This is a genomic window from Consotaella aegiceratis, from assembly GCF_036541425.1.
Classification (GTDB): domain Bacteria; phylum Pseudomonadota; class Alphaproteobacteria; order Rhizobiales; family Rhizobiaceae; genus Consotaella; species Consotaella aegiceratis.
Genome location: NZ_JAZHFT010000021.1, coordinates 16,941 through 35,004, shown reverse-complemented (window position 1 = coordinate 35,004; position 18,064 = coordinate 16,941). Strand labels below are relative to the sequence as shown.

At 65.4% G+C, this 18,064-nt stretch carries 17 protein-coding genes and 1 pseudogene; 8 read left to right on the top strand and 10 right to left on the bottom strand.

Annotated elements, in window-relative coordinates; translation table 11 throughout:
* Positions 1-51: 51 nt before the first annotated feature.
* The 4 genes from SMD10_RS14765 to SMD10_RS14750 all read right to left on the bottom strand — a co-directional run bounded on the left by SMD10_RS14765 (position 52) and on the right by SMD10_RS14750 (position 4,390).
* On the bottom strand, positions 52-1,125 hold the full coding sequence (locus SMD10_RS14765; RefSeq protein WP_331686474.1) for a LacI family DNA-binding transcriptional regulator: 1,074 nt from the start codon (positions 1,123-1,125) through the stop codon (positions 52-54).
* A gap of 13 nt (positions 1,126-1,138) precedes the next feature.
* Positions 1,139-2,689, bottom strand: a complete 1,551-nt coding sequence (locus SMD10_RS14760; RefSeq protein ID WP_331686473.1) for a tripartite tricarboxylate transporter permease — start codon at positions 2,687-2,689, stop codon at positions 1,139-1,141.
* Positions 2,690-2,715: 26 nt separating this feature from the next.
* Positions 2,716-3,141 carry a tripartite tricarboxylate transporter TctB family protein gene (locus tag SMD10_RS14755; RefSeq protein ID WP_331686472.1) on the bottom strand — a complete coding sequence of 142 codons (426 nt, stop codon included), beginning with the start codon at positions 3,139-3,141 and terminating at the stop codon, positions 2,716-2,718.
* A 205-nt stretch (positions 3,142-3,346) separates the two neighbouring features.
* On the bottom strand, positions 3,347-4,390 hold the full coding sequence (locus tag SMD10_RS14750; protein WP_331686471.1) for a type 2 periplasmic-binding domain-containing protein: 1,044 nt from the start codon (positions 4,388-4,390) through the stop codon (positions 3,347-3,349).
* 507 nt (positions 4,391-4,897) lie between these two features.
* Between SMD10_RS14750 and SMD10_RS14745 the strand changes: the two genes are divergently transcribed.
* Positions 4,898-5,617 (top strand): FadR/GntR family transcriptional regulator, encoded by a 720-nt coding sequence (locus SMD10_RS14745; protein WP_331686470.1) that lies wholly within the window; start codon positions 4,898-4,900, stop codon positions 5,615-5,617.
* 105 nt (positions 5,618-5,722) lie between these two features.
* Positions 5,723-6,871, top strand: coding sequence for a mandelate racemase family protein (locus SMD10_RS14740; RefSeq protein ID WP_331686469.1), 1,149 nt, complete (start codon positions 5,723-5,725; stop codon positions 6,869-6,871).
* Positions 6,872-6,877: 6 nt separating this feature from the next.
* Here SMD10_RS14740 and SMD10_RS14735 read toward each other — a convergent pair whose 3' ends face one another.
* The 6 genes from SMD10_RS14735 to SMD10_RS14710 all read right to left on the bottom strand — a co-directional run bounded on the left by SMD10_RS14735 (position 6,878) and on the right by SMD10_RS14710 (position 13,196).
* A complete protein-coding gene (locus SMD10_RS14735) occupies positions 6,878-7,942 on the bottom strand; it encodes a CocE/NonD family hydrolase (RefSeq protein WP_331686468.1) in 1,065 nt (354 codons plus the stop codon).
* Complete coding sequence (locus SMD10_RS14730; RefSeq protein WP_331686467.1) at positions 7,926-8,693, bottom strand: ABC transporter ATP-binding protein; 768 nt, start codon at positions 8,691-8,693, stop codon at positions 7,926-7,928. The genes SMD10_RS14735 and SMD10_RS14730 overlap by 17 nt, the downstream gene beginning before the upstream one ends.
* On the bottom strand, positions 8,690-9,577 hold the full coding sequence (locus tag SMD10_RS14725; protein WP_331686466.1) for an ABC transporter ATP-binding protein: 888 nt from the start codon (positions 9,575-9,577) through the stop codon (positions 8,690-8,692). The genes SMD10_RS14730 and SMD10_RS14725 overlap by 4 nt, the downstream gene beginning before the upstream one ends.
* 2 nt (positions 9,578-9,579) lie before the next feature.
* Complete coding sequence (locus tag SMD10_RS14720) at positions 9,580-10,473, bottom strand: ABC transporter permease (protein WP_432757252.1); 894 nt, start codon at positions 10,471-10,473, stop codon at positions 9,580-9,582.
* 29 nt (positions 10,474-10,502) lie between these two features.
* Positions 10,503-11,504, bottom strand: coding sequence for an ABC transporter permease (locus tag SMD10_RS14715; protein WP_331686521.1), 1,002 nt, complete (start codon positions 11,502-11,504; stop codon positions 10,503-10,505).
* A 195-nt stretch (positions 11,505-11,699) separates the two neighbouring features.
* Complete coding sequence (locus tag SMD10_RS14710; RefSeq protein WP_432757251.1) at positions 11,700-13,196, bottom strand: ABC transporter substrate-binding protein; 1,497 nt, start codon at positions 13,194-13,196, stop codon at positions 11,700-11,702.
* A 343-nt stretch (positions 13,197-13,539) separates the two neighbouring features.
* On the opposite strand from SMD10_RS14710, the pseudogene larC reads away from it, so the two are divergent.
* The 6 genes and pseudogenes from larC to SMD10_RS14680 form a co-directional block, all read left to right on the top strand.
* Positions 13,540-14,160: pseudogene (larC, locus tag SMD10_RS14705) on the top strand (nickel pincer cofactor biosynthesis protein LarC); the annotation flags it as partial.
* A gap of 31 nt (positions 14,161-14,191) precedes the next feature.
* Positions 14,192-14,866, top strand: coding sequence for a nickel pincer cofactor biosynthesis protein LarB (gene larB, locus SMD10_RS14700; RefSeq protein ID WP_331686463.1), 675 nt, complete (start codon positions 14,192-14,194; stop codon positions 14,864-14,866).
* Positions 14,867-14,917: 51 nt separating this feature from the next.
* Positions 14,918-16,093, top strand: a complete 1,176-nt coding sequence (locus SMD10_RS14695; protein WP_331686462.1) for a glycerate kinase — start codon at positions 14,918-14,920, stop codon at positions 16,091-16,093.
* A complete protein-coding gene (locus SMD10_RS14690) occupies positions 16,090-17,451 on the top strand; it encodes a four-carbon acid sugar kinase family protein (RefSeq protein WP_331686461.1) in 1,362 nt (453 codons plus the stop codon). The genes SMD10_RS14695 and SMD10_RS14690 overlap by 4 nt, the downstream gene beginning before the upstream one ends.
* A complete protein-coding gene (locus tag SMD10_RS14685; protein ID WP_331686460.1) occupies positions 17,448-17,762 on the top strand; it encodes a hypothetical protein in 315 nt (104 codons plus the stop codon). Before SMD10_RS14690 ends, SMD10_RS14685 begins: the two co-directional genes overlap by 4 nt.
* Positions 17,762-18,064 carry an amidohydrolase family protein gene (locus tag SMD10_RS14680; RefSeq protein WP_331686459.1) on the top strand — a complete coding sequence of 101 codons (303 nt, stop codon included), beginning with the start codon at positions 17,762-17,764 and terminating at the stop codon, positions 18,062-18,064. Before SMD10_RS14685 ends, SMD10_RS14680 begins: the two co-directional genes overlap by 1 nt.

The window sequence follows — 18,064 nt, the reverse complement described above, 5'->3', positions numbered from 1 at the left end:
CTTCCGGCGAACCGGGCCGCTCCCGGCCCCTCCACCCCATGATCATCGCGCTCATGCCGATCCTCGCGTGATGATCTCGAAGCCGATATCGACCGACCGGCTGGGAAGCTCCTCGCCGGCGATCCGCGTCAGCAGCGCTTCGGCGGCCTTGACGCCGAGCAGGTCGCGATCGATGCGAACGCTGGTCAGCGGCGGCACGATGTCCGGCGCGAAGGCCAGATCGCCGAAGCCGATCACCGCGACGTCCTCTGGAACCCGAAGTCCTCGGGCGTGAGCCTCGATGATGATGCCGTGGGCGATCAGGTCGGAGCTGCAGAAGATGACGCCCTGGGCGAAACCGTCGCTCAGGAGGCTCGACAGGGCCTCGCGTCCCCGGCGAATGCTGCCGCTTTCCGGGAAGCTGATCAGCGGCATCGGCTGAAGTCCGCGCCGCTCGAACGTTTTCAGGAAGGTGCCGGTTCGTTGCAGGGCGCGCTCGTCGCCTGCCGAGACCGCTGCCGCGTGCTTGTAGCCGCGCTCCTCGGCATAGAGCGCCACCGCTTCGCCCAGGCGCGGATTCGAAAATCCCACGCAAAAGTCGATCGGCGTCTCGGTCAGCTCCCAGGACTCGACGACCGGAACATTCGCCGACAGCAGCATCCGTCGGCATTGAGCGGTGTGCTGAACGCCCACCAGCAGGATGCCGTCCGGCCGCCGAGCCAGAAGCGAGGAAACGAGCGCTTCCTCTTCTTCGAGGGAAAAATTCGTTTCGGAGGTGATGACGTGATAGCCCGACAGCCGGATCACGTCGATGAAGCTGCGCAGCAGCGATGAGTGGTGCACGTTGGTGATCGCCGGCACCAGCGCGGCCACCAGCCGGCTGCGGCGCGAGGCAAGCGCACCGGCGACCTGGTTCGGCACATAGCCGGTGATGCGGATCGCATTCTTCACGCGTTCCAGCGTGGCGGGCGACACCTTCTTCGGATCGTTCAGCGAACGCGAGACGGTGACCGGCGACACGCCGGCAAGACGCGCCACGGCTTCCATGGTGACAGCACCGGTGCTCCGGTCGGCCGCGCCCGCGCTCGCGCCGCGGTTCGCTCCGGCAGGGGCCGCGTGCCCATGATCGTGCTGTCTGTCCACCACCGCAATCTCCATCCTACTGCTCTTGGGCTTTCGCTCCCGCGGTCGAGGCATCCGGCCCGGCAGCGGCTGCCGCGCTCTCGCGCTGCCCGTTGCGCCTTGCCAGATAGAATGAAGCCCCGACCGAGATCACGATCAGCACCCACAGGATCACGGCAATCCAGCTTTTGGTAAAGAAAATCGACAGGGTTTGAAACGACTCCAGGCTCTTGACGAAATAGACCTCCGCCGCCGGCCCGAGGATGAAGCCGATGATGAAGGGCGCGACCTCGATGCCGACCTTGGTGGCGAGATAGCCGAACAGGCCGAAGATGAGCAGGGTCCAGACGTCGAACATAACGCCGTAGTTGATGGTGTAGGCGCCGACGACGCACATCATCAGGATGATCGGGAAGAGGATGTATTTCGGCACGGCGACGACCCGCGCGATCCAGCGGATCGCCAGCATCATGACGGCGAACATGCACAGGTTTGCGACCAGCATCGCCACGATCATGCCTTGCCAGATCACCGGATTGTTGCCGATGAACAGCGGCCCGACCTGAATGCCCTGCAGCGTGAACGCGCCGATCAGGATGGCGGTGGTGCTGTCGCCCGGAATGCCGAGCGACAGCAGCGGAATGAGCGCGCCGCCGGTCAGCCCGTTGTTGGAACTTTCCGACGCGATGATGCCGGCCGGCTCGCCCGTGCCCAGGCGTTCGGGGTGCTTGGAGAAGGTCTTCTCCTGGCTGTAGGCGAGGATCGAGGCGGCGCTGCCGCCGACGCCGGGCAAGAGGCCGACGAAGGTGCCGATGAAGGACGACCGGGCCAGGTTGACGAGTTGGCCGCGAAACACCGACAGATGGAAGGGCTTTCCCTTGGTGAGCTTGATGCCCGACAGCCCCTGGCCCTCCGGCACGCCGGCCTCCGCCTCCTGCAGAATGGTGGCCAGGCCGAACAGGCCGATCAGCACCGGCAGCAGCGAAAAGCCGCTCTCCAGATAATATTCCCAGGACGGGAGCATGAGCCGCAATTCGCCATTGCCGCCGTTGGAGATGTCGTAGGTGCCGATCAGGCTGATGAAGATTCCGAGAAAACCCGAGAAAATGCCCATCAGCATGCTGCGCGACAGCGCTGCCATCACCGTCAGGGCGAACAGGATGATCAGAAACTTCTCGACGTAGGAGAACTTGATCGCGAAGTCGGCCAGGGCCGGCGCGAACAGGTAGAGGATCACCAGGCTGACGATGCCGCCGACCAGCGACGACACGATGCCGATCTTCAGCGCTCGTTCGCCTTCGCCCTTCAGCGTCATTGGATAGCCGTCGAAGGTCGTGGTGATCGAGGACGGCGTTCCGGGGATGTTGATCAGGATCGCGGGAACCAGACCGCCCGAGATGCCGCCGACATAGAGGCCGAGCAGCAGCGCCAGCCCGTCCTCCAGCCCGAGCGAATAGGTCAGAGGCAGACAGACGGCCACCGCCATCGTCGCCGTCATCCCCGGAATCGCGCCGAAGACGATGCCGATGATCGTTCCAGCCGCGATCAGCATGAAGAACGTCGGCGTCAGAGTGGATATCAGGTCCATGATGGCAGCCTTATCCGCAAACGCGCTCAGGGCAGCGAGATGTTGAAGAGCTCGGAGAGGAGGTACCAGACGACCGTCGGCGCGAGCACAGCGTTGACCGTCGGCCCGATCAGGCTGCGCGGGCTCCAGTCGTGCCGGTAGAGGACTCCCAGCAGGAAGATGTAGGGAATCGAGCAGATGTAGAAGCCCAGCCCTGTATTGGGAAACAGATCGCCGACCTCCGGCATGGCCAGGAAATAGACGATGGTGATGCCGAGCGTTCCGAAGAACCGGACGTGGTCGATCGCCATGGCGCGGCGCGGAATCGAGGGCAGGGTCTGCGCGATCGTTCTGGCACGCGTGACCAACACCACGACGAGCAGAATGGCCAGGATCGTTCCGATGATCGTCGGAAAGATCAGGTGCGACGTGTCGAAGTCGACCGTCACGTGAAACAGGGATTGCTCAGACATCGGATGGCTCGTTCACCAGGCATCAAGGCGCGGAGCGAGCGAAGGCGCCAGGGCGCCCACGCCCAGCGCTCGGACCGTCGTCCGGCGCGTGCTGGCGGCGAGGGGAGGACGCCACCAACGGTTTCGTAGGACCCCGCCTCGACGACGACTGTGCCGGCGCGGGAGTTCCGGACAATGACGCGGGCCGGCTTGTCCGACCCGTCGCCTATTCGGTGATCGCCTTGATCACCTCGGCATATTCGTCGTTCTTCTCTTGCAGATGCGCGAGAGCCTCGCCGGAGGGGCGGAAATCGGGGATGAAGAAGGATTGCGTCTGCTTCTTCTGGATTTCGCCATCGGCATAGACTTCGCCGAGCGCCGTATCGAGCGCCTCGACGATCTCCGGATCGATGTCCTTGTTGAACAGGAAGAAGAATTCCTTGTCGAAGGTGAAGTCCTTTTCGCCGTCGAGCGTCACCGAGACCTGCGGCGAAGCGAATGACAGGAGATCTTCCCGGGTGGTGTCGCCCATGCCCTGCTCGGGAGCCTGTTCGAGCGTCTCCTCGGACGAGGTGAGCCATACGAACCGCATGGCCTTCTGATCGTCGGCCGGAAGCTGGGTGAATTGCTCGTTGGCCTGGACAGACGCGTTGATGACGTCGGCCTGACCGTCGAACAGAAGCTGATTCTTGTCGGCCTGCGACCCGGTGTTCACCGCGACGATGTTCTTCTCCGAGCCGGGATTGCGAATCTCGGCCGCATTCTTCATCGCCGAGAAGCCGATCTCGGACACGCCGCCGGGCTGGATCGCGACCCGGATACGCTCGCCGTTGGCGGCCGCGGCGAAGATATCGTCCATAGTCTGATAGGGCGAGTTTTTCGGCACGGCGAAGGCGTTGCCGGGATTGATCGCGACGGTCGGTCCGATCTTATAGGTCGAAAAGATGTCCTCGTAGCCGCGGATTCCATAGAGGTTTCCGAGATAGGACTGATCGTGGAAGATCATCATGGTCGTGCCGCGGCGGTCGCGCTCGATGGCCTTGAAAGCCTCGCTTTCACCGACGGCATCCACCTTGATGTTGATCCCGAGCTTTTCGGACAGGGCTTCCGCGACGATGGCGCTGTTCTGATACGTATCGCCGCCGGTCGATTTCGAGCCGATGACAAGCCGGATGTTCGACGGCAGGTCGGCTGCCTGCGCAACGGTCGGTGCCGCCATCAGCGCCGCCAGACTGGCCGCGGTCGCGAGTGTCCTGAAAAGGTCTGACATTCCTTGCCTCCCGAAAGACAGTTGTGTGGGTGATTGAAAGTCGGCCCGTTGGGTCCCGGTCTCCCGAAAGCGCAGCCTCGATGCGGCGCACCCTGTCTCCCGGCGCTGCAATGAATGCGCTTTCATCGGCACTATCGTTGCCATGCTCCCATTTGTCAAATGATTCAAAACGGACATTGCGCCGCAGCCTGTTTTCGGCATTCTCGACAATATTGCCTGGCGAATGACGCTCGAAACGAGGCAGGCGCATTGAATGATTGCGCTATCATAGAGAGGCAACGCAGCGAGCTTTGTGACGGTGATCGGGCGACCAGAGCCGCGACCGCATCGGTGCAACGGTCCCCCAACCGGCTCCGGTGCGGGGAGGGGCGATGCCGATGCACGGCAGCTCGAGATCGCCGGGCGAGCGGCAAGCGTCTTGGCAGATGAAAACAAGTATGACAGGCTAAAGACAAGTGGGCGGATTCCCGATCGCCTGCAAGGCGCGATTCGCTCGACGAGGATGGTATGAGCAGTCTCGATAATCCGGCGCCGACCCGGCCGGAGCGGCTGGCCGTGCACGTGGCCGACATGCTGCGGCGGGACATCATTTCAGGTGGTTTCCCCATCGGTCATCGGTTGCCGAGCGAGGCCGCGCTTTGCGCGCAGCACGGCGTCAGCCGGACGGTGGTTCGCGAAGCACTGGCCACCCTCAGGGTCGAGGGGCTGGTGGAGCCGCGCAAGGGGGCCGGCGTCTTCGTCAAGGACGCCCCGCCGGCCAGTCCCTTCACCAAACTCGATACGAGCAAGATCTCTTCGGTCATCGAGCTTCTGGAGCTGAGAACGGCCGTGGAGGCCGAGGCCGCGGGCCTGGCGGCGCAACGCCATTCGGCCGCCCAGGAGGAGGCCATCGTCCACGCGCATCGCAACGTCGTTGCCTGTCTCGCAGACGGAAAACCCACGCGCGACGCGGATTTCGCGTTTCACGCCGCGATCGCCGAAGCCACCAACAATCCCCGGTTCCAGGAATTCCTGCAGCTGATCCGCAGCGGGATCATCCCGCGTGGAGAACTGCAGGGAGCGGCCAAGGGCGCCCGGCCGCTCGACTACAACAAGACGCTGGAAGAGGAGCATCACGCCATCCTTGTGGCGATCCTGGACGGCCAGGAAAGCGAGGCTCGAAATGCCATGCGGTCGCATCTCCGTGGCAGCCTTGCACGGTATCGCGAATTGCTGCGGCGAGGCTGAGGTAGAATACAAATAAATTGACACCTGTCATACAGATCGGTAGCGTGCTTTGCAACACGCTGCCGGCCACGAGCAGCGCGCACCCTGCCACGTGGAACCCATGCCATGATCATCACCGATGTCGTCGTCCGCGAGTTTTTGAGCACCACACGCCGGCATTCGGACAGCGCCGGCCACGCGCATCCGGGCGAACCGCATAAGGTCAGAACGGCGGTCCTGACCATCCGGACGGAAGACGGTCATGAAGGGCATAGCTTCACGGTGCCGGAGATCGTGCGGCCTCATCTCATCGACAAATTCGTCAAGAAGGTCCTCGTCGGCCAGGATCATCGCGACCGCGAGCGGCTCTGGCATGAGCTGGCGCATTGGCAGCGTGGCTCGGCCGCGCAGCTCACCGACCGCACGCTTGCCGTCGTCGACGTGGCGCTCTGGGACCTTGCCGGGCGCAGCCTCAATCAGCCGGTGCACAAGCTGATCGGCGCCTATCGCGACAAGGTTCCGGCCTATGGCTCGATCATGTGCGGTGACGAGATCGAGGGTGGTCTGGCGACGCCGGAGGACTATGCGCGCTTTGCCGAGCGTCTCGTGGCACGGGGATACAAGGGCATCAAGCTGCACACCTGGATGCCGCCGGTCAGCTGGGCGCCGAACGTGAAGATGGACCTCAAGGCTTGTGCCGCCGTGCGCGAGGCGGTCGGGCCGGATATCCATCTGATGATCGACGCCTTCCACTGGTATTCGCGTGTCGATGCGCTGGAACTGGGCCGAGGCCTGCAAAAGCTCGGCTTCGACTGGATCGAGGAGCCGTTGGACGAGCAGTCGATCTCGTCCTATGCGTGGCTGGCGGCCAATCTCGACATCCCGGTGCTCGGCCCGGAAAGCGCGGCCGGCAAGTTCTGGAACCGCGCCGAATGGATCAAGCAGGGCGCCTGTGACATCCTGCGCACCGGCGTCAATGATGTCGGCGGCATCACGCCGGCGCTGAAGACCATGCGGCTGGCGGAATCGTTTGGGATGGATTGCGAGGTCCACGGCAACACGGCGATGAACCTGATGGTCGTCGCCACCTCGCGCAACGCCCGCTGGTACGAGCGCGGCCTTCTCCACCCCTTCCTCGAATACGACGACGGCTTCGACTATCTGAAATCGCTGTCCGATCCGATGGACGAGAACGGCTTCGTCCACGTGCCCGACCGCCCCGGCATCGGCGAGGACATCGATTTCGACTTCATCGAGAACAACCGGGTCGCCTGAGTCGGATCAGCCCAGGGCGCCGGACAGGAACGCGGCGCCCGTTTCCTGCCGATCCGTCGGCAGCGTATGGCCCCCGGTCTCGATTGCAGCATCGAGTTGTCCGCCTGCCGCCGACCAGATGCCGGCGAGATCCCGGTAAGCCGCCTCGACGGCGGCGACCGGCATATGCGGGTCGGCATCGCCGCACCGGAACAGGGCGGGCTTGGGCGCGGCCGCACCGGCCATGTCGGGGAAGTCCGCCAGGGCGCTGAGAGCCGGATGCAGCATCCAGAAGGCCGACTGGCCGCGCGTCAGCGAATTGCCGTCCTGGAGCAGCATCAGGCGCCGGGCCATCCAGCTGAACGAGCAGAAGGCGCGCACGGACGGGCTGAGCGCCGCGACCTGCCAGGCGCGGAAACCGCCGAAAGAAAAGCCGAAGGCGCCGACGCGGCCTGCATCGATGAAATCCTGACGTGCCAGCCAGTCGGCCGCCGCCACGTCCTCCGCCGCGACGAGCTCCGCCGGCGTTTGCCCAAGCTGCATCAGATTGGCCGCGAGCGCTTGCTGACCGCCCCACTCCCCGGTCTGGCGGCTTCCCCATCCGAAGGCGTCGAGAACGAGCACCGCAAAGCCGGCGCGCGTCAGCGTTGTCGCGGGCGGTATGCCGCCATAATGCCGGGTGCGTGCGGCCTCTGCGATCGGGCTCAGATGTTCCTCGGGCGCCGATGCAACCTTGCGCCAGCCGATCCGAAACTCGCCGCCATGGTCGTGCAGGAGCAGAATGCCGGGAAACGGTCCCGATCCCTCGGGCAACTGCAGAATGCCTCGCGTGGACGCGCCATCGGCGAACCGCATGACGAGCGGAACCTGCCGAAAGCCGTCGACACGCCGTTCCGTCGTCAGGTCGACCTCAGGCACGCCGCCAAGGAACCGAACGGCGCCGGCCCAGGCGTCGCGCATACGCTGCCGCCAGACGGCGAACGCGGCCCCGTCGCCGTTCGTCGACGGCTCAAATCCGAGCGTGAAGCGCATGCCGTCCCGCCGGCGCTTCACCTCGTCCGGCAGAAGCGGCCAGTCAGCGGGCTTGTTCATAGGCGAGCGAGGCTCCGATAAGCTCCTTGGCGTAGGGCTGTTTCGGTCCCTTCTCGGCGTCGCGCGTCAACGCCTCGCAGCCGAGCACTTCCACCAGCTCTCCGTGCTGCATCACGGCCAGGCGCGTACACATGTGGTCGATGACCGCAAGGTCATGACTGACCATCAGCGCGGTGAAGCCGCGCCGTTTGCGCAGCTCCTGCAGCAGGTTCAGAACCTCCGCCTGCACCGAGACGTCGAGCGCCGACGTCGGCTCGTCGAGAAGCAGGACGTCGGGGTCTAGAATCAGCGCCCTGGCGATGACGATGCGTTGGCGCTGGCCGCCGGACAGTTCGTGCGGATAGCGGTCGAGAAAGGAAATCGGCAGCCCCACATCGGTGATGGCCTGCTTCAGCCGCTCTTCGCGGTTGCCCATGCGATGGATGCGCAGGGGCTCCGAAAGCGCGGTGCGCACCGACTGGCGCGGGTGCAGCGATCCGTAGGGGTCCTGGAACACCATCTGCATGGTCCGGCAACGCTTGGCCACGTTCATGTCCCGAACGCTCTGCCCGCCGACCAGAATGTCGCCGGTCCATTGCCGCAACAGCAACGACATGCAGCGCAGAATGGTCGACTTGCCCGATCCGCTTTCGCCCACCAGCCCGAAGCTTTCGCCGGGCTCCACGGTGAAGCTGATGTCGTCGAGGATGCGGACGGCGCGCGCGCCCTCGCCGAGGGAGATCGACAGGTTTCTGATTTCGACGCGCTTCATGCCCGAGGTCCCTGGCCTGTCGCGGCGATGGGTTCGGCCCATTCCGGCCGGCGGTGCAGCACTTCGAGGCGTCGGTGCTCGCCGATACGCGGCTGGGCGGCGATCAGACCCTTGGTATAGGGATGCTCGGCCTTGTCGAAGCAGCCGGCCACCAGTTCCTCGACCACCTGCCCGGCATAGAGGATCAACACCCGGTCGCAGAAATTGCGCACGAGGTTGAGGTCATGGCTGATCATGATCAGGCCGATGCCCCGGGTCTTCACCATGTCGTCGAGGATGCTCAGCACCTGAAGGCGCACCGTGACGTCGAGCGCCGAGGTCGGCTCGTCGGCGATCACCAGCGCCGGGTCGGTCAGAAGCATCATGGCGATCATGGCGCGCTGGCCCATGCCGCCGGAAACTTCGTGCGGATAGAGGTTCCAGACCCGCTCCGGATCGCGAAACTGGACGGCCTCGAACATGGCGAGGGTCTTTTCGCGCGCTTCGCCCTTGGAGCAGCGGAAGTGGACGCGATAGGCCTCGGCCACCTGTTCGCCGACCCGCAGCACTGGATTGAGCGAGAACTTCGGATCCTGCAGGATCATCGAGATGCGCCGGCCGCGAATGCGCAGCATGTCCTTTTCGCTGGCGCGGGCCAGATCCATGCCCTCGAACTGCATCCGGTTTGCGGTGATCTCGGCGGTCGGCAGCAGCTTGAGGATGCCGCGCCCGATCGTCGACTTGCCCGAGCCGGACTCGCCGACGATGCCGAGACGCTCGCGGCCGAGCGTAAAGGAGACGTTGCGCACCGCGGGAACGAGGCCCTGCTCGCTGCGATAGGCGATGGTGAGGTTGCGAACGTCGAGGATCGGATCGGCGACGGATTCGCTGGCAGATGCTTGCACGATCACCTCCGGTTCTTCTGCTTGGGATCGAGCGCGTCGCGCAGCCCGTCGCCGAGGAGGTTGAAGGCCAGGCTGACCGACAGGATGGCAAGGCCCGGGAAGGTCACCAGCCACCAGCTGTCCAGCATGTAGCGCCGGCCCGTCGAGATCATCGCCCCCCATTCCGGCAACGGCGGCTGCGCACCGAGGCCCAGAAAGCCGAGGGCGGCCGCGGTGAGGATCACCGTCGCCATGTTGAGCGTGAGGCGGATGAGGACGGACGGCAGGCACATCGGCACGATCGATTTCCAGATGATGCGGGCCGTAGAGGCGCCCTGCAGCCGGGCCGCGGACAGATAGTCCTCCTTGCGGATCGTCATCGCCTCGGCCCGTGCCAGACGGGCGATCGGCGGCCAGGCGGTCAGCGCGATGGCGATGATCGCATTGTTGAGGCTCGGGCCGAGCGCGGCGACGAAGGCCAGCGACAGGATCAGGCTCGGGAAGGACAGGAAGATGTCGGTGATCCGCATCATCACCTTGTCGTAGAAGCCGCCGATATAGCCGGCGGTCGCGCCGACCGCGAGCCCGATCGGGCCGACGATGACCGCCACCAGCGAGATGATCGACAGGGTGATGCGCGCGCCCCAGACCAGCCTGCTGTAGATGTCGCGCCCGAGTTCGTCTGTGCCGAAGAAATGGCCGTTGCCCGGAGGCGCCAGCGTGTTGGTCAGGTCCTGGGCATAGGGATCGTGAGTGGCGAGCAGCGGCGCCAGGATCGCCACGATCAGCAGGATCGCCACCACGATCAGCCCGAAGGCCGATGTCGGCCCGCGCAGCAGGAACCGCAGGATGGCGGCAAGCCCGCGCAACGGCGCCAGAAGGGCCATGCGCCTCGATCTTTCGCGAGGTCGTTCCATGCTGGCTGACATCTCGAGGTCGGTACTCATCAGCGTGTCCTCGGGTCGAAGACGCGGTAGAGCATGTCGGCGATCAGGTTGAGGGTGATGAACATCACGCCGACCAGCAAGACGCAGGTCATGACGGCGTTCATGTCGCCGATCAGGAGGTTGGAGGTGAGGTATTGGCCGAAACCCGGCCAGGAAAACACCGTCTCGATCAGCACCGCGCCCTCGAGCAGCGCTCCGTAGGTCAGCGCGATGATTGTGACGAGCTGGACGCGGATGTTGACGAAGGCATGGCGCCAGATGGTCTGGCGCACCGAAAGCCCCTTCACCCGCGCCGTGGTGACGTATTCCTGGTTGATCTGATCCAGCATGAAGCTGCGCGTCATGCGGGTGAGATAGGCCGAGGAGGAATAGCCGAGGATGGAGGCCGGCAGCACCAGATGCTGGATCGCACTCCAGAAGACGTCCCATTCGCCGGCGAGCGCGCTGTCGATCAACATGAAATTGGTGCGCGGCGGCACCAGGCCGATGAAGTAGTCGTCGATCCGGCCGCCGCCCGCGGCCCATCCGAGCCAGGCGTAGAAGACCACGAGCCCGATCATGCCGGTCCAGAAGATCGGCATCGAATGGCCGAGCAGGCTGAAGACGCGGATCACGTGGTCGGTGAGCTTGTCCTTGCGCACCGCCGCCAGCACGCCGAGCGGCACGCCGAGGCCGGCGCCTATCAGGATGGCGAAGGTGGCCAATTCGAGCGTCGCCGGCATGACGCGGGCGATATCGGCGATGACCGGCTGGCCCGTACGGATCGACACGCCGAAATTGCCGGTCAGCACGTCGCGCACGTAGAGGAAGAATTGCTCGATCAGCGGCCGGTCGAGGCCGAGCTGGTGATACACCTGCATGTAGGTGTCGTGTGTCGCCTCTTCGCCGACGATGTGCCGCACCGGATCGGCGGGCATCATGCGCCCGATCACGAAGGTGAGCACCAGAAGGCCGAACAGCGTGACGGCGATCGTGGCGGCCTGGCCGAGCCCGGCCCTCATCCGTTCGAAGGAAATGGACCGCGCCTTGCCGCCTTCCGAAACTCTGGATGGGTGCAGCGAGAGTTGGGCCATGGTTCCTCTCAGGATCGCTGGCGCGTGAGTGACGCTTGGTCGGCCTGCCGGGCTCGGCCGCCAAGTCCGTGAGACGGAAGTCGGGCGGCACCAGTCATGGCGCCGCCCGGCTCCGGGAGGAGGTCAGCGGTTCTTGCTGACCTTGGAGAGGTCGGTCGACCAGGACGGATTGATCACCAGTCCCTCGACGTCGTCGCGGTAGGCGGTGGTGGCGATCACCTCGGAGAACGGAATGATCGAGGGAACCAGGTCCTCCAGCCGGTTCTGGATATCGACATAGTCCTGCTTGCGCGCGGCCTCGTCGGTTTCGGCCGCCGCGTCGTCGATCATCTGGTTGAGCTTCTCGTCGAAGAAACTCGTGCGCCAGCCCTGGAAGTTGGTCAGCTTGGCCTCGTCGGCATTGTCGGGATTATAGACCAGCGCGCGCAGGTTGGAATCCGGATCCGGAAGCTGGCCGCCGCCGCCGCGACCGACGATCATCTCGAATTCGCGCGCCCGCATGGCGCCGTAGATCTGATCGCCGTTGCCGGTGACGAGCTCGGCATGAATGCCGGCCTGGGCCATGGACCCTTGAATGGCCGTCGCCAGGCTGAGGAACGGCTCGTCCGAAAGGGCCCGCAGGGTCACGTCCATGCCGTCGGGATAGCCGGCCTCGGCCAGCAACTCCTTGGCTTTGGCCGGATCGAGCTCGTAGCCCGGAGGCGGCAGTTCGCCGAGCACGCCGGAACTGAGCGAGCGTTGATGGAACTTGCCGTAGAACGGCAGGATCGCATCGTTCAGCCCCTTGTAGTCGATGACATAGCGCATCGCCTCGCGAACCTTCTGATCCTGGAAGCGCTCGTCGGCCAGCGACATGCCGAGATAGTAGAAGCCCGCCGACGGCGTCTCCTGCAGCGTGATGCCATCTTCGCTCTGCATCGCCTTGAGATCGGCGGGCGAGAGCTGGAAGGCGATGTCGATGTCGTGATGCTCCAGCTGCAGGCGTTGGCTCTGGGATTCGGGGATATGGCGCCAGATGATGCGGCGCATCGCCGGCTTGTCGCCCCAGTAGTTTTCGTTCGCGTTGAGCAGCACCAATTCGTTGGACCGCCACTGTCCCAGCGCGTAGGGGCCGGACCCGGCCGAATTGAGCGTCAGCCAGGACGCGCCCATGTCGCCGTCCTTCTCGTGGGCCATGGCTTCGACCTCGTCGATCACCGAACCGGGGCCGACGATGCCGAGGGTGGCAATGATCAGGCTCGGCGCCACCTCGCGCGGCAGTTCGACGACGACCGTGCTTTCATCCGGTGCGGTGAAGGCCGCGTCGGCGCCTTCGGCCGAGAAGCCATAGGTCTTGAGGAACGAGGCCTGCGCCAGATTGAGCTTCAGCAGCCGGCGGAACGACCACACCACGTCCTCGGCCCGAACCGGGTTGCCGGAGGCGAACTTGGCACCCTCGCGCAGCTTGAAGGTGATGGCCATCCCGTCTTCGGAAACGGTCCAGCTTTCCGCGAGGCCCGGATTGATCTTGGTGCGATCGACGGGGTCGAGCTGGATAAGTCCGTCGTAGACGTTGGCGAGAACCTGGACGGTTTCCTTGCCCGTGATCGCGGCCGGATCGAGCGTGATCAGGTTGGACATCGAAAAGCCGATGACGAGCTGGTCGTCGGGCGTATCGGCCCATGCCGGCTGTTGCGCGGCAAAGGTCAGCGCGAGCACCGAGACCGTGGTTGCAAGCGGAAGCCTCTTGATCGATCGGACGTTCACGATTTCCTCCCAGAGTTTAGCGAACGATTGAGCAATTCTGTCGTACAGCAATAGAAAGCTGTAATACAAAAAACGGACTTGTCAACCGCGTACCACGTTGGTGACCTCGATCCGCCGACACGCTGAGGGCCACGAAAGAGGTTTTGCGGACGATCGCGCAATCGAGCGCCGATGGTCGTAGGATGGACGAGGCAAACGGCCTCAAGGCGGTGGCCGGATGATCTCTGCGGCGCATCTGCATGCCGGCACCGCGCAGGAGGCGGCTGCAATCCTGCGTCATCTGGCCGAGGCCGAAGCCCACGTGCATGGGGTGCCGCTCGATCGGGTGCATTTCCACGAGATCGCCGACTGGGATTCGCTCATGGACATCGTAGCGGCCGGCAGCATCGCTGCCGCTCTGGCGCCTGTGAGTTGGAGCGTCTCGGACCTGCCGACCGGACGCGGGCTGGTCGAGACCAGTCATGGCCTGCTGCCCGTTCCGGCGCCGGCGACGAGCGAACTGCTGCGCGGTTTTCGCTGGCGCGACGACGGCATCGGCGGCGAGCGCGTTACGCCCACCGGTGGCGCCATCCTTGCTCACCTGGTCGACGGACCGGGGAAGGGCGTGCCGCGCGGCATGCTCGCGGCGACCGGCATCGGCGCCGGCACCCGCGACCTTGCCGGCCTCCCGAATATCGTACGCGCCATGATCTTTACCCAGGACGAGGCGGAGACGGCCGGGACGCCGGACGAAGTGGTCGTCCTGAGCTTCGACATCGACGACATGACTGGAGAGGAAATCGCCGTCGCCGCCGACCGGCTGCGGGCGGCTGAAGGCGTCGTCGATCTGAGCATTGGCAGCCGGCACCGCAAGAAGGGCCGCCCGGCCCATGACTTTCGCCTTTTGGTCGATCCCCGCTTTCGAGACCCGCACCGGAGTGCCCGAGGCGATCCTGTGCGACGGCAAAAGCGCGGCGCAGATCGATGCGATCCTGGCGGCGGCCGGCGACCGCCCGTTGCTGCTGACGCGCCTTTCCGATCGCAAGCTCTCCGAATTGTCCGCTGTCGCGCGGCGCGCGCTCGACTACGATCCGCTGTCGCGAACGGCCTTTCACGGGGCGGCCGCTACATCCAGGCGCCGAGGAGCCGGCATCGTATGCGCCGGCACCTCGGACCTGCCGGTGGCGCGCGAGGCGGCGCGCATGCTGACCTTTTCCGGCTTCGAGGCGCCGATCATCGCCGATGTCGGCGTCGCCGGGCTGTGGCGGCTGATGAACCGGCTGGACGAAATCCGCTCGTTTTCGGTCGTCATCGCCGTCGCCGGAATGGAGGGGGCGCTGTTCAGCGTTCTGGCCGGGCTGATCGCCGCGCCGGTCATCGCGGTTCCGACCTCCGTCGGCTATGGCGTCGCATCGGGCGGCCGGGCAGCGCTTTCCAGCGCGTTGGCCTCCTGCGCCTCGGGGCTGGTAGCCGTCAACATCGACAACGGCTTCGGCGGTGCCTGCGCCGCCATCCGAATGCTGCGGCAAACCTGGGAGAAAGCGGCGCCGAAGACTTCGTCATGACGCCCCTGCACGGCGTGGCATGCGTCTCGGTACCGGAAGGAGGACCCCCTCGTGAAGATCGTTATTGCTCCGGACTCGTTTAAGGAAAGCCTTTCGGCCGCCGACGTCGCGAAAGCGATCGAGGCCGGTTTCCGCGAGGTCTTTCCTGATGCGGACTATGTCCGGATCCCCGTCGCCGACGGTGGCGAGGGCACGGTGGAGGCGATGGTGGCGACGACCGGCGGGGCGATCATGCGCCAAAGCGTCACCGGCCCGCTCGGCGAACCGGTCGAGGCGTTCTACGGCCTCAGCGGCGACGGTACGATGGCGGTGATCGAGATGGCGGCGGCGAGCGGCCTGATGCAGGTCGAGCCCGGCCGCCGCGATCCGCTCACCACCACCACCTACGGCGTGGGCGAGTTGATCCGGGCGGCGCTCGATCATGGCTCCCGCCGCTTCATCATCGGCATCGGCGGCAGCGCCACCAACGACGGCGGCGCGGGCATGGTGCAGGCTTTGGGCGGGCGCCTTCTCGACGGCGATGGCCAGGACCTCGGTTTTGGCGGCGGCGCGCTCGGGGCGCTCGCTCGCATCGACGTGACGGGTATGGATCCGCGGCTGGCCGACTGCCGGATCGAGGTCGCATGCGACGTCGACAATCCGTTGACCGGGCCAAAAGGCGCTTCGGCGATCTTCGGCCCGCAGAAGGGCGCCACGCCCGAGATGGTCGAGACGCTCGACGCCAACCTTTCCCATTATGCCGAACGGATTGCGGCCGATCTCGGCATCGACGTGGCCGAACAAACCGGCGCGGGTGCCGCGGGCGGGCTGGGCGCGGCCATGCTGGCTTTTCTGAAGGCCGAATTGCGGCCAGGCATCGATATCGTTACCGAGGCCGTCGGATTGGACGCGGCGGTGGGCGACGCCGATCTGGTGATCACCGGCGAGGGCCGGATCGACGCGCAGACGGCGCATGGCAAGACGCCCATCGGCGTCGCCCGGGTCGCGCGGCGGCATGGCAAGCCGGTCATCGGCATCGCGGGATCGCTTTCTGCCGACGCAGGCGCCGTGCACGCGCACGGCATCGACGCCGTGTTCAGCGCGATCGACCGTATTACGGCGATCGATGAAGCGATGGCGGAAGCCGCGACAAACGTGCAGTCGCGCGCGCGCAATGTCGCTGCGACGCTGAGGCTCGGAGCCATGATCGCCGACCGCGCGGCGGCTGACACCAGAGGCGGCAGATGAACGTTGCCGAGGAACGGCGACCGGCGGCACTCCTAAGCGGACCGGCGGTCGCGGTGGTCGCCGACGATTTGACCGGCGCCACGGATAGCGGCTTACAGTTCGCGAATCTGGGACTTCCGACCACGGTCTGCCTCGACGAATTTCCTGCTGCCGCAGACGGTGCCGCGGTGGTCGTCGTGGATACCGAGACCCGTGCGCTGGAGCCCGCCGCGGTGCGCCCTGCGCTCGCCGCGGTAAGCCGGCAAATTCTGCAGGCTGCCCCGCGCCACGTCTACAAAAAGATCGATTCCACCATGCGCGGCCATGTCGGCGTCGAACTCGATAGCGTGGCGGCGGCAATGGGCGCCGGGATCGTCATCCTGACGCCGGCCTTTCCGGCCATGGGGCGCACCGTCGAGGACGGGCGTCTGTTCATCGAGGGCCTGCCTGTGGGGCGCACCGCCATCGCCCGGGATCCGGGCTGGCCGGTCCGCGACTCGCGCCTTGCGTCTTTGCTGGCGCCTCACATGCCGGACGCTGCCGTCGTCGCCGTTTCGCGAGAGGCGCTGGACGAGCCGGCACGGCTGCACGCACGTTTGCAAGAAGCCTCTCACGGCAAGGCGCGGGTCTGCGCGGTCTTTGATGCATCGAACGACGACGATCTCGCCCGCATTGCCGGTTTCGGTACGACCCTGGCACAGGAGAACGATACGCGTGTGCTGTGGGCCGGTTCGGCCGGACTTGCCGCCCATCTCCCAATAGTTTGGGGGCTCGCCATAAAGTCTGCCGGCGCGCCTCACCTGCCGGCGACCGAGCGCCCGCCGCTGCTCGTCGTTGGCAGCGTCAACCCGACGTCGATCGACCAGTTGGCGAGGGTGACGCACGACCTGCGCCTGCAAGCCGTTGTGCTGTCGCCCGACCGGGTGCTCGGTCCGCCGGACGAGTGCGACCACGAACTGGTGCGCGCCGTTGCGATGCATCGGGACCAAAGTGTGGCCGGATGCCGGGCACTGGTTCTGACCACCGCCCATGACGAAAGCGACGTGGCCCGCATCGTCGCATTGGCCGAGCGCCAGAACCTGACACGTCGCCAAGCCGGACGCCGCATCGCCGAGAGCCTCGCCGCCGTCACCCGAAAGCTGTTGGAAGGCAGCATAGTCGACCGGCTGGCCGCAACCGGCGGCGACACCGCTCGCGCCATCCTCGACGCTGCCGGAATTCGCGCGCTGCGCGTCGAAGGCGCTGTCGCGCCGGGCATGCCCCTGGTCACCACGCAAGATGGCGGGCGGCGATCCATCATGACGAAGGCGGGTGGCTTCGGCTCACCCGACGCGCTCGTCAAAGCCATGACTTTTCTCGCAGACGGGAGACTTTCATGAAACCCTTCATCGGCATCACGATGGGCGACGTTTGCGGTATCGGGCCGGAGATCGTCGCCAAGAGCCTCGCAGCCTCCGAGATCTACGAACTGTGCCGTCCGATCGTCGTCGGTGACGTTAGCGCTCTGGAGCGCGGCCGGGGCGTGGCCGGCGCCGATTTCGCCGTCACCCGCCTCGATCCCGACCGACTGGCCGCTGCCAATCCCACTCAGCAGCATGCCTATTGCGTCGATCCGGAGCTCGACGTCGGCGACCTGCCCTACGGCCACGTCCATCCCGCCGCCGGCCACGCCGCCTTCGATTCGCCTTGATGGCCGAGCGCTTTCCTGACGTGCCGCTGTCGATGGCGCATATGGGCTTTTTCTGGTCGGTCGATCGGGCCATCGCCTTTGCGCGCCAGTACCCGAATCTCTATCTTGAGACCTCGCGGGCGCCGATCTTCGAAATTCAGACGGCGATTCTCGAACTGGGTGCGGACAAGGTCATTTGGGGGACCGACTCCCCGTTTGTCGACTATGAGTTCGAATTCCAGAAGATGGAGCGTGCCACCGACGATTCCGAAGGTTACCGGAAGATCGTCGGCGGCAATATTGCACGCATTCTCAAGCTCTAA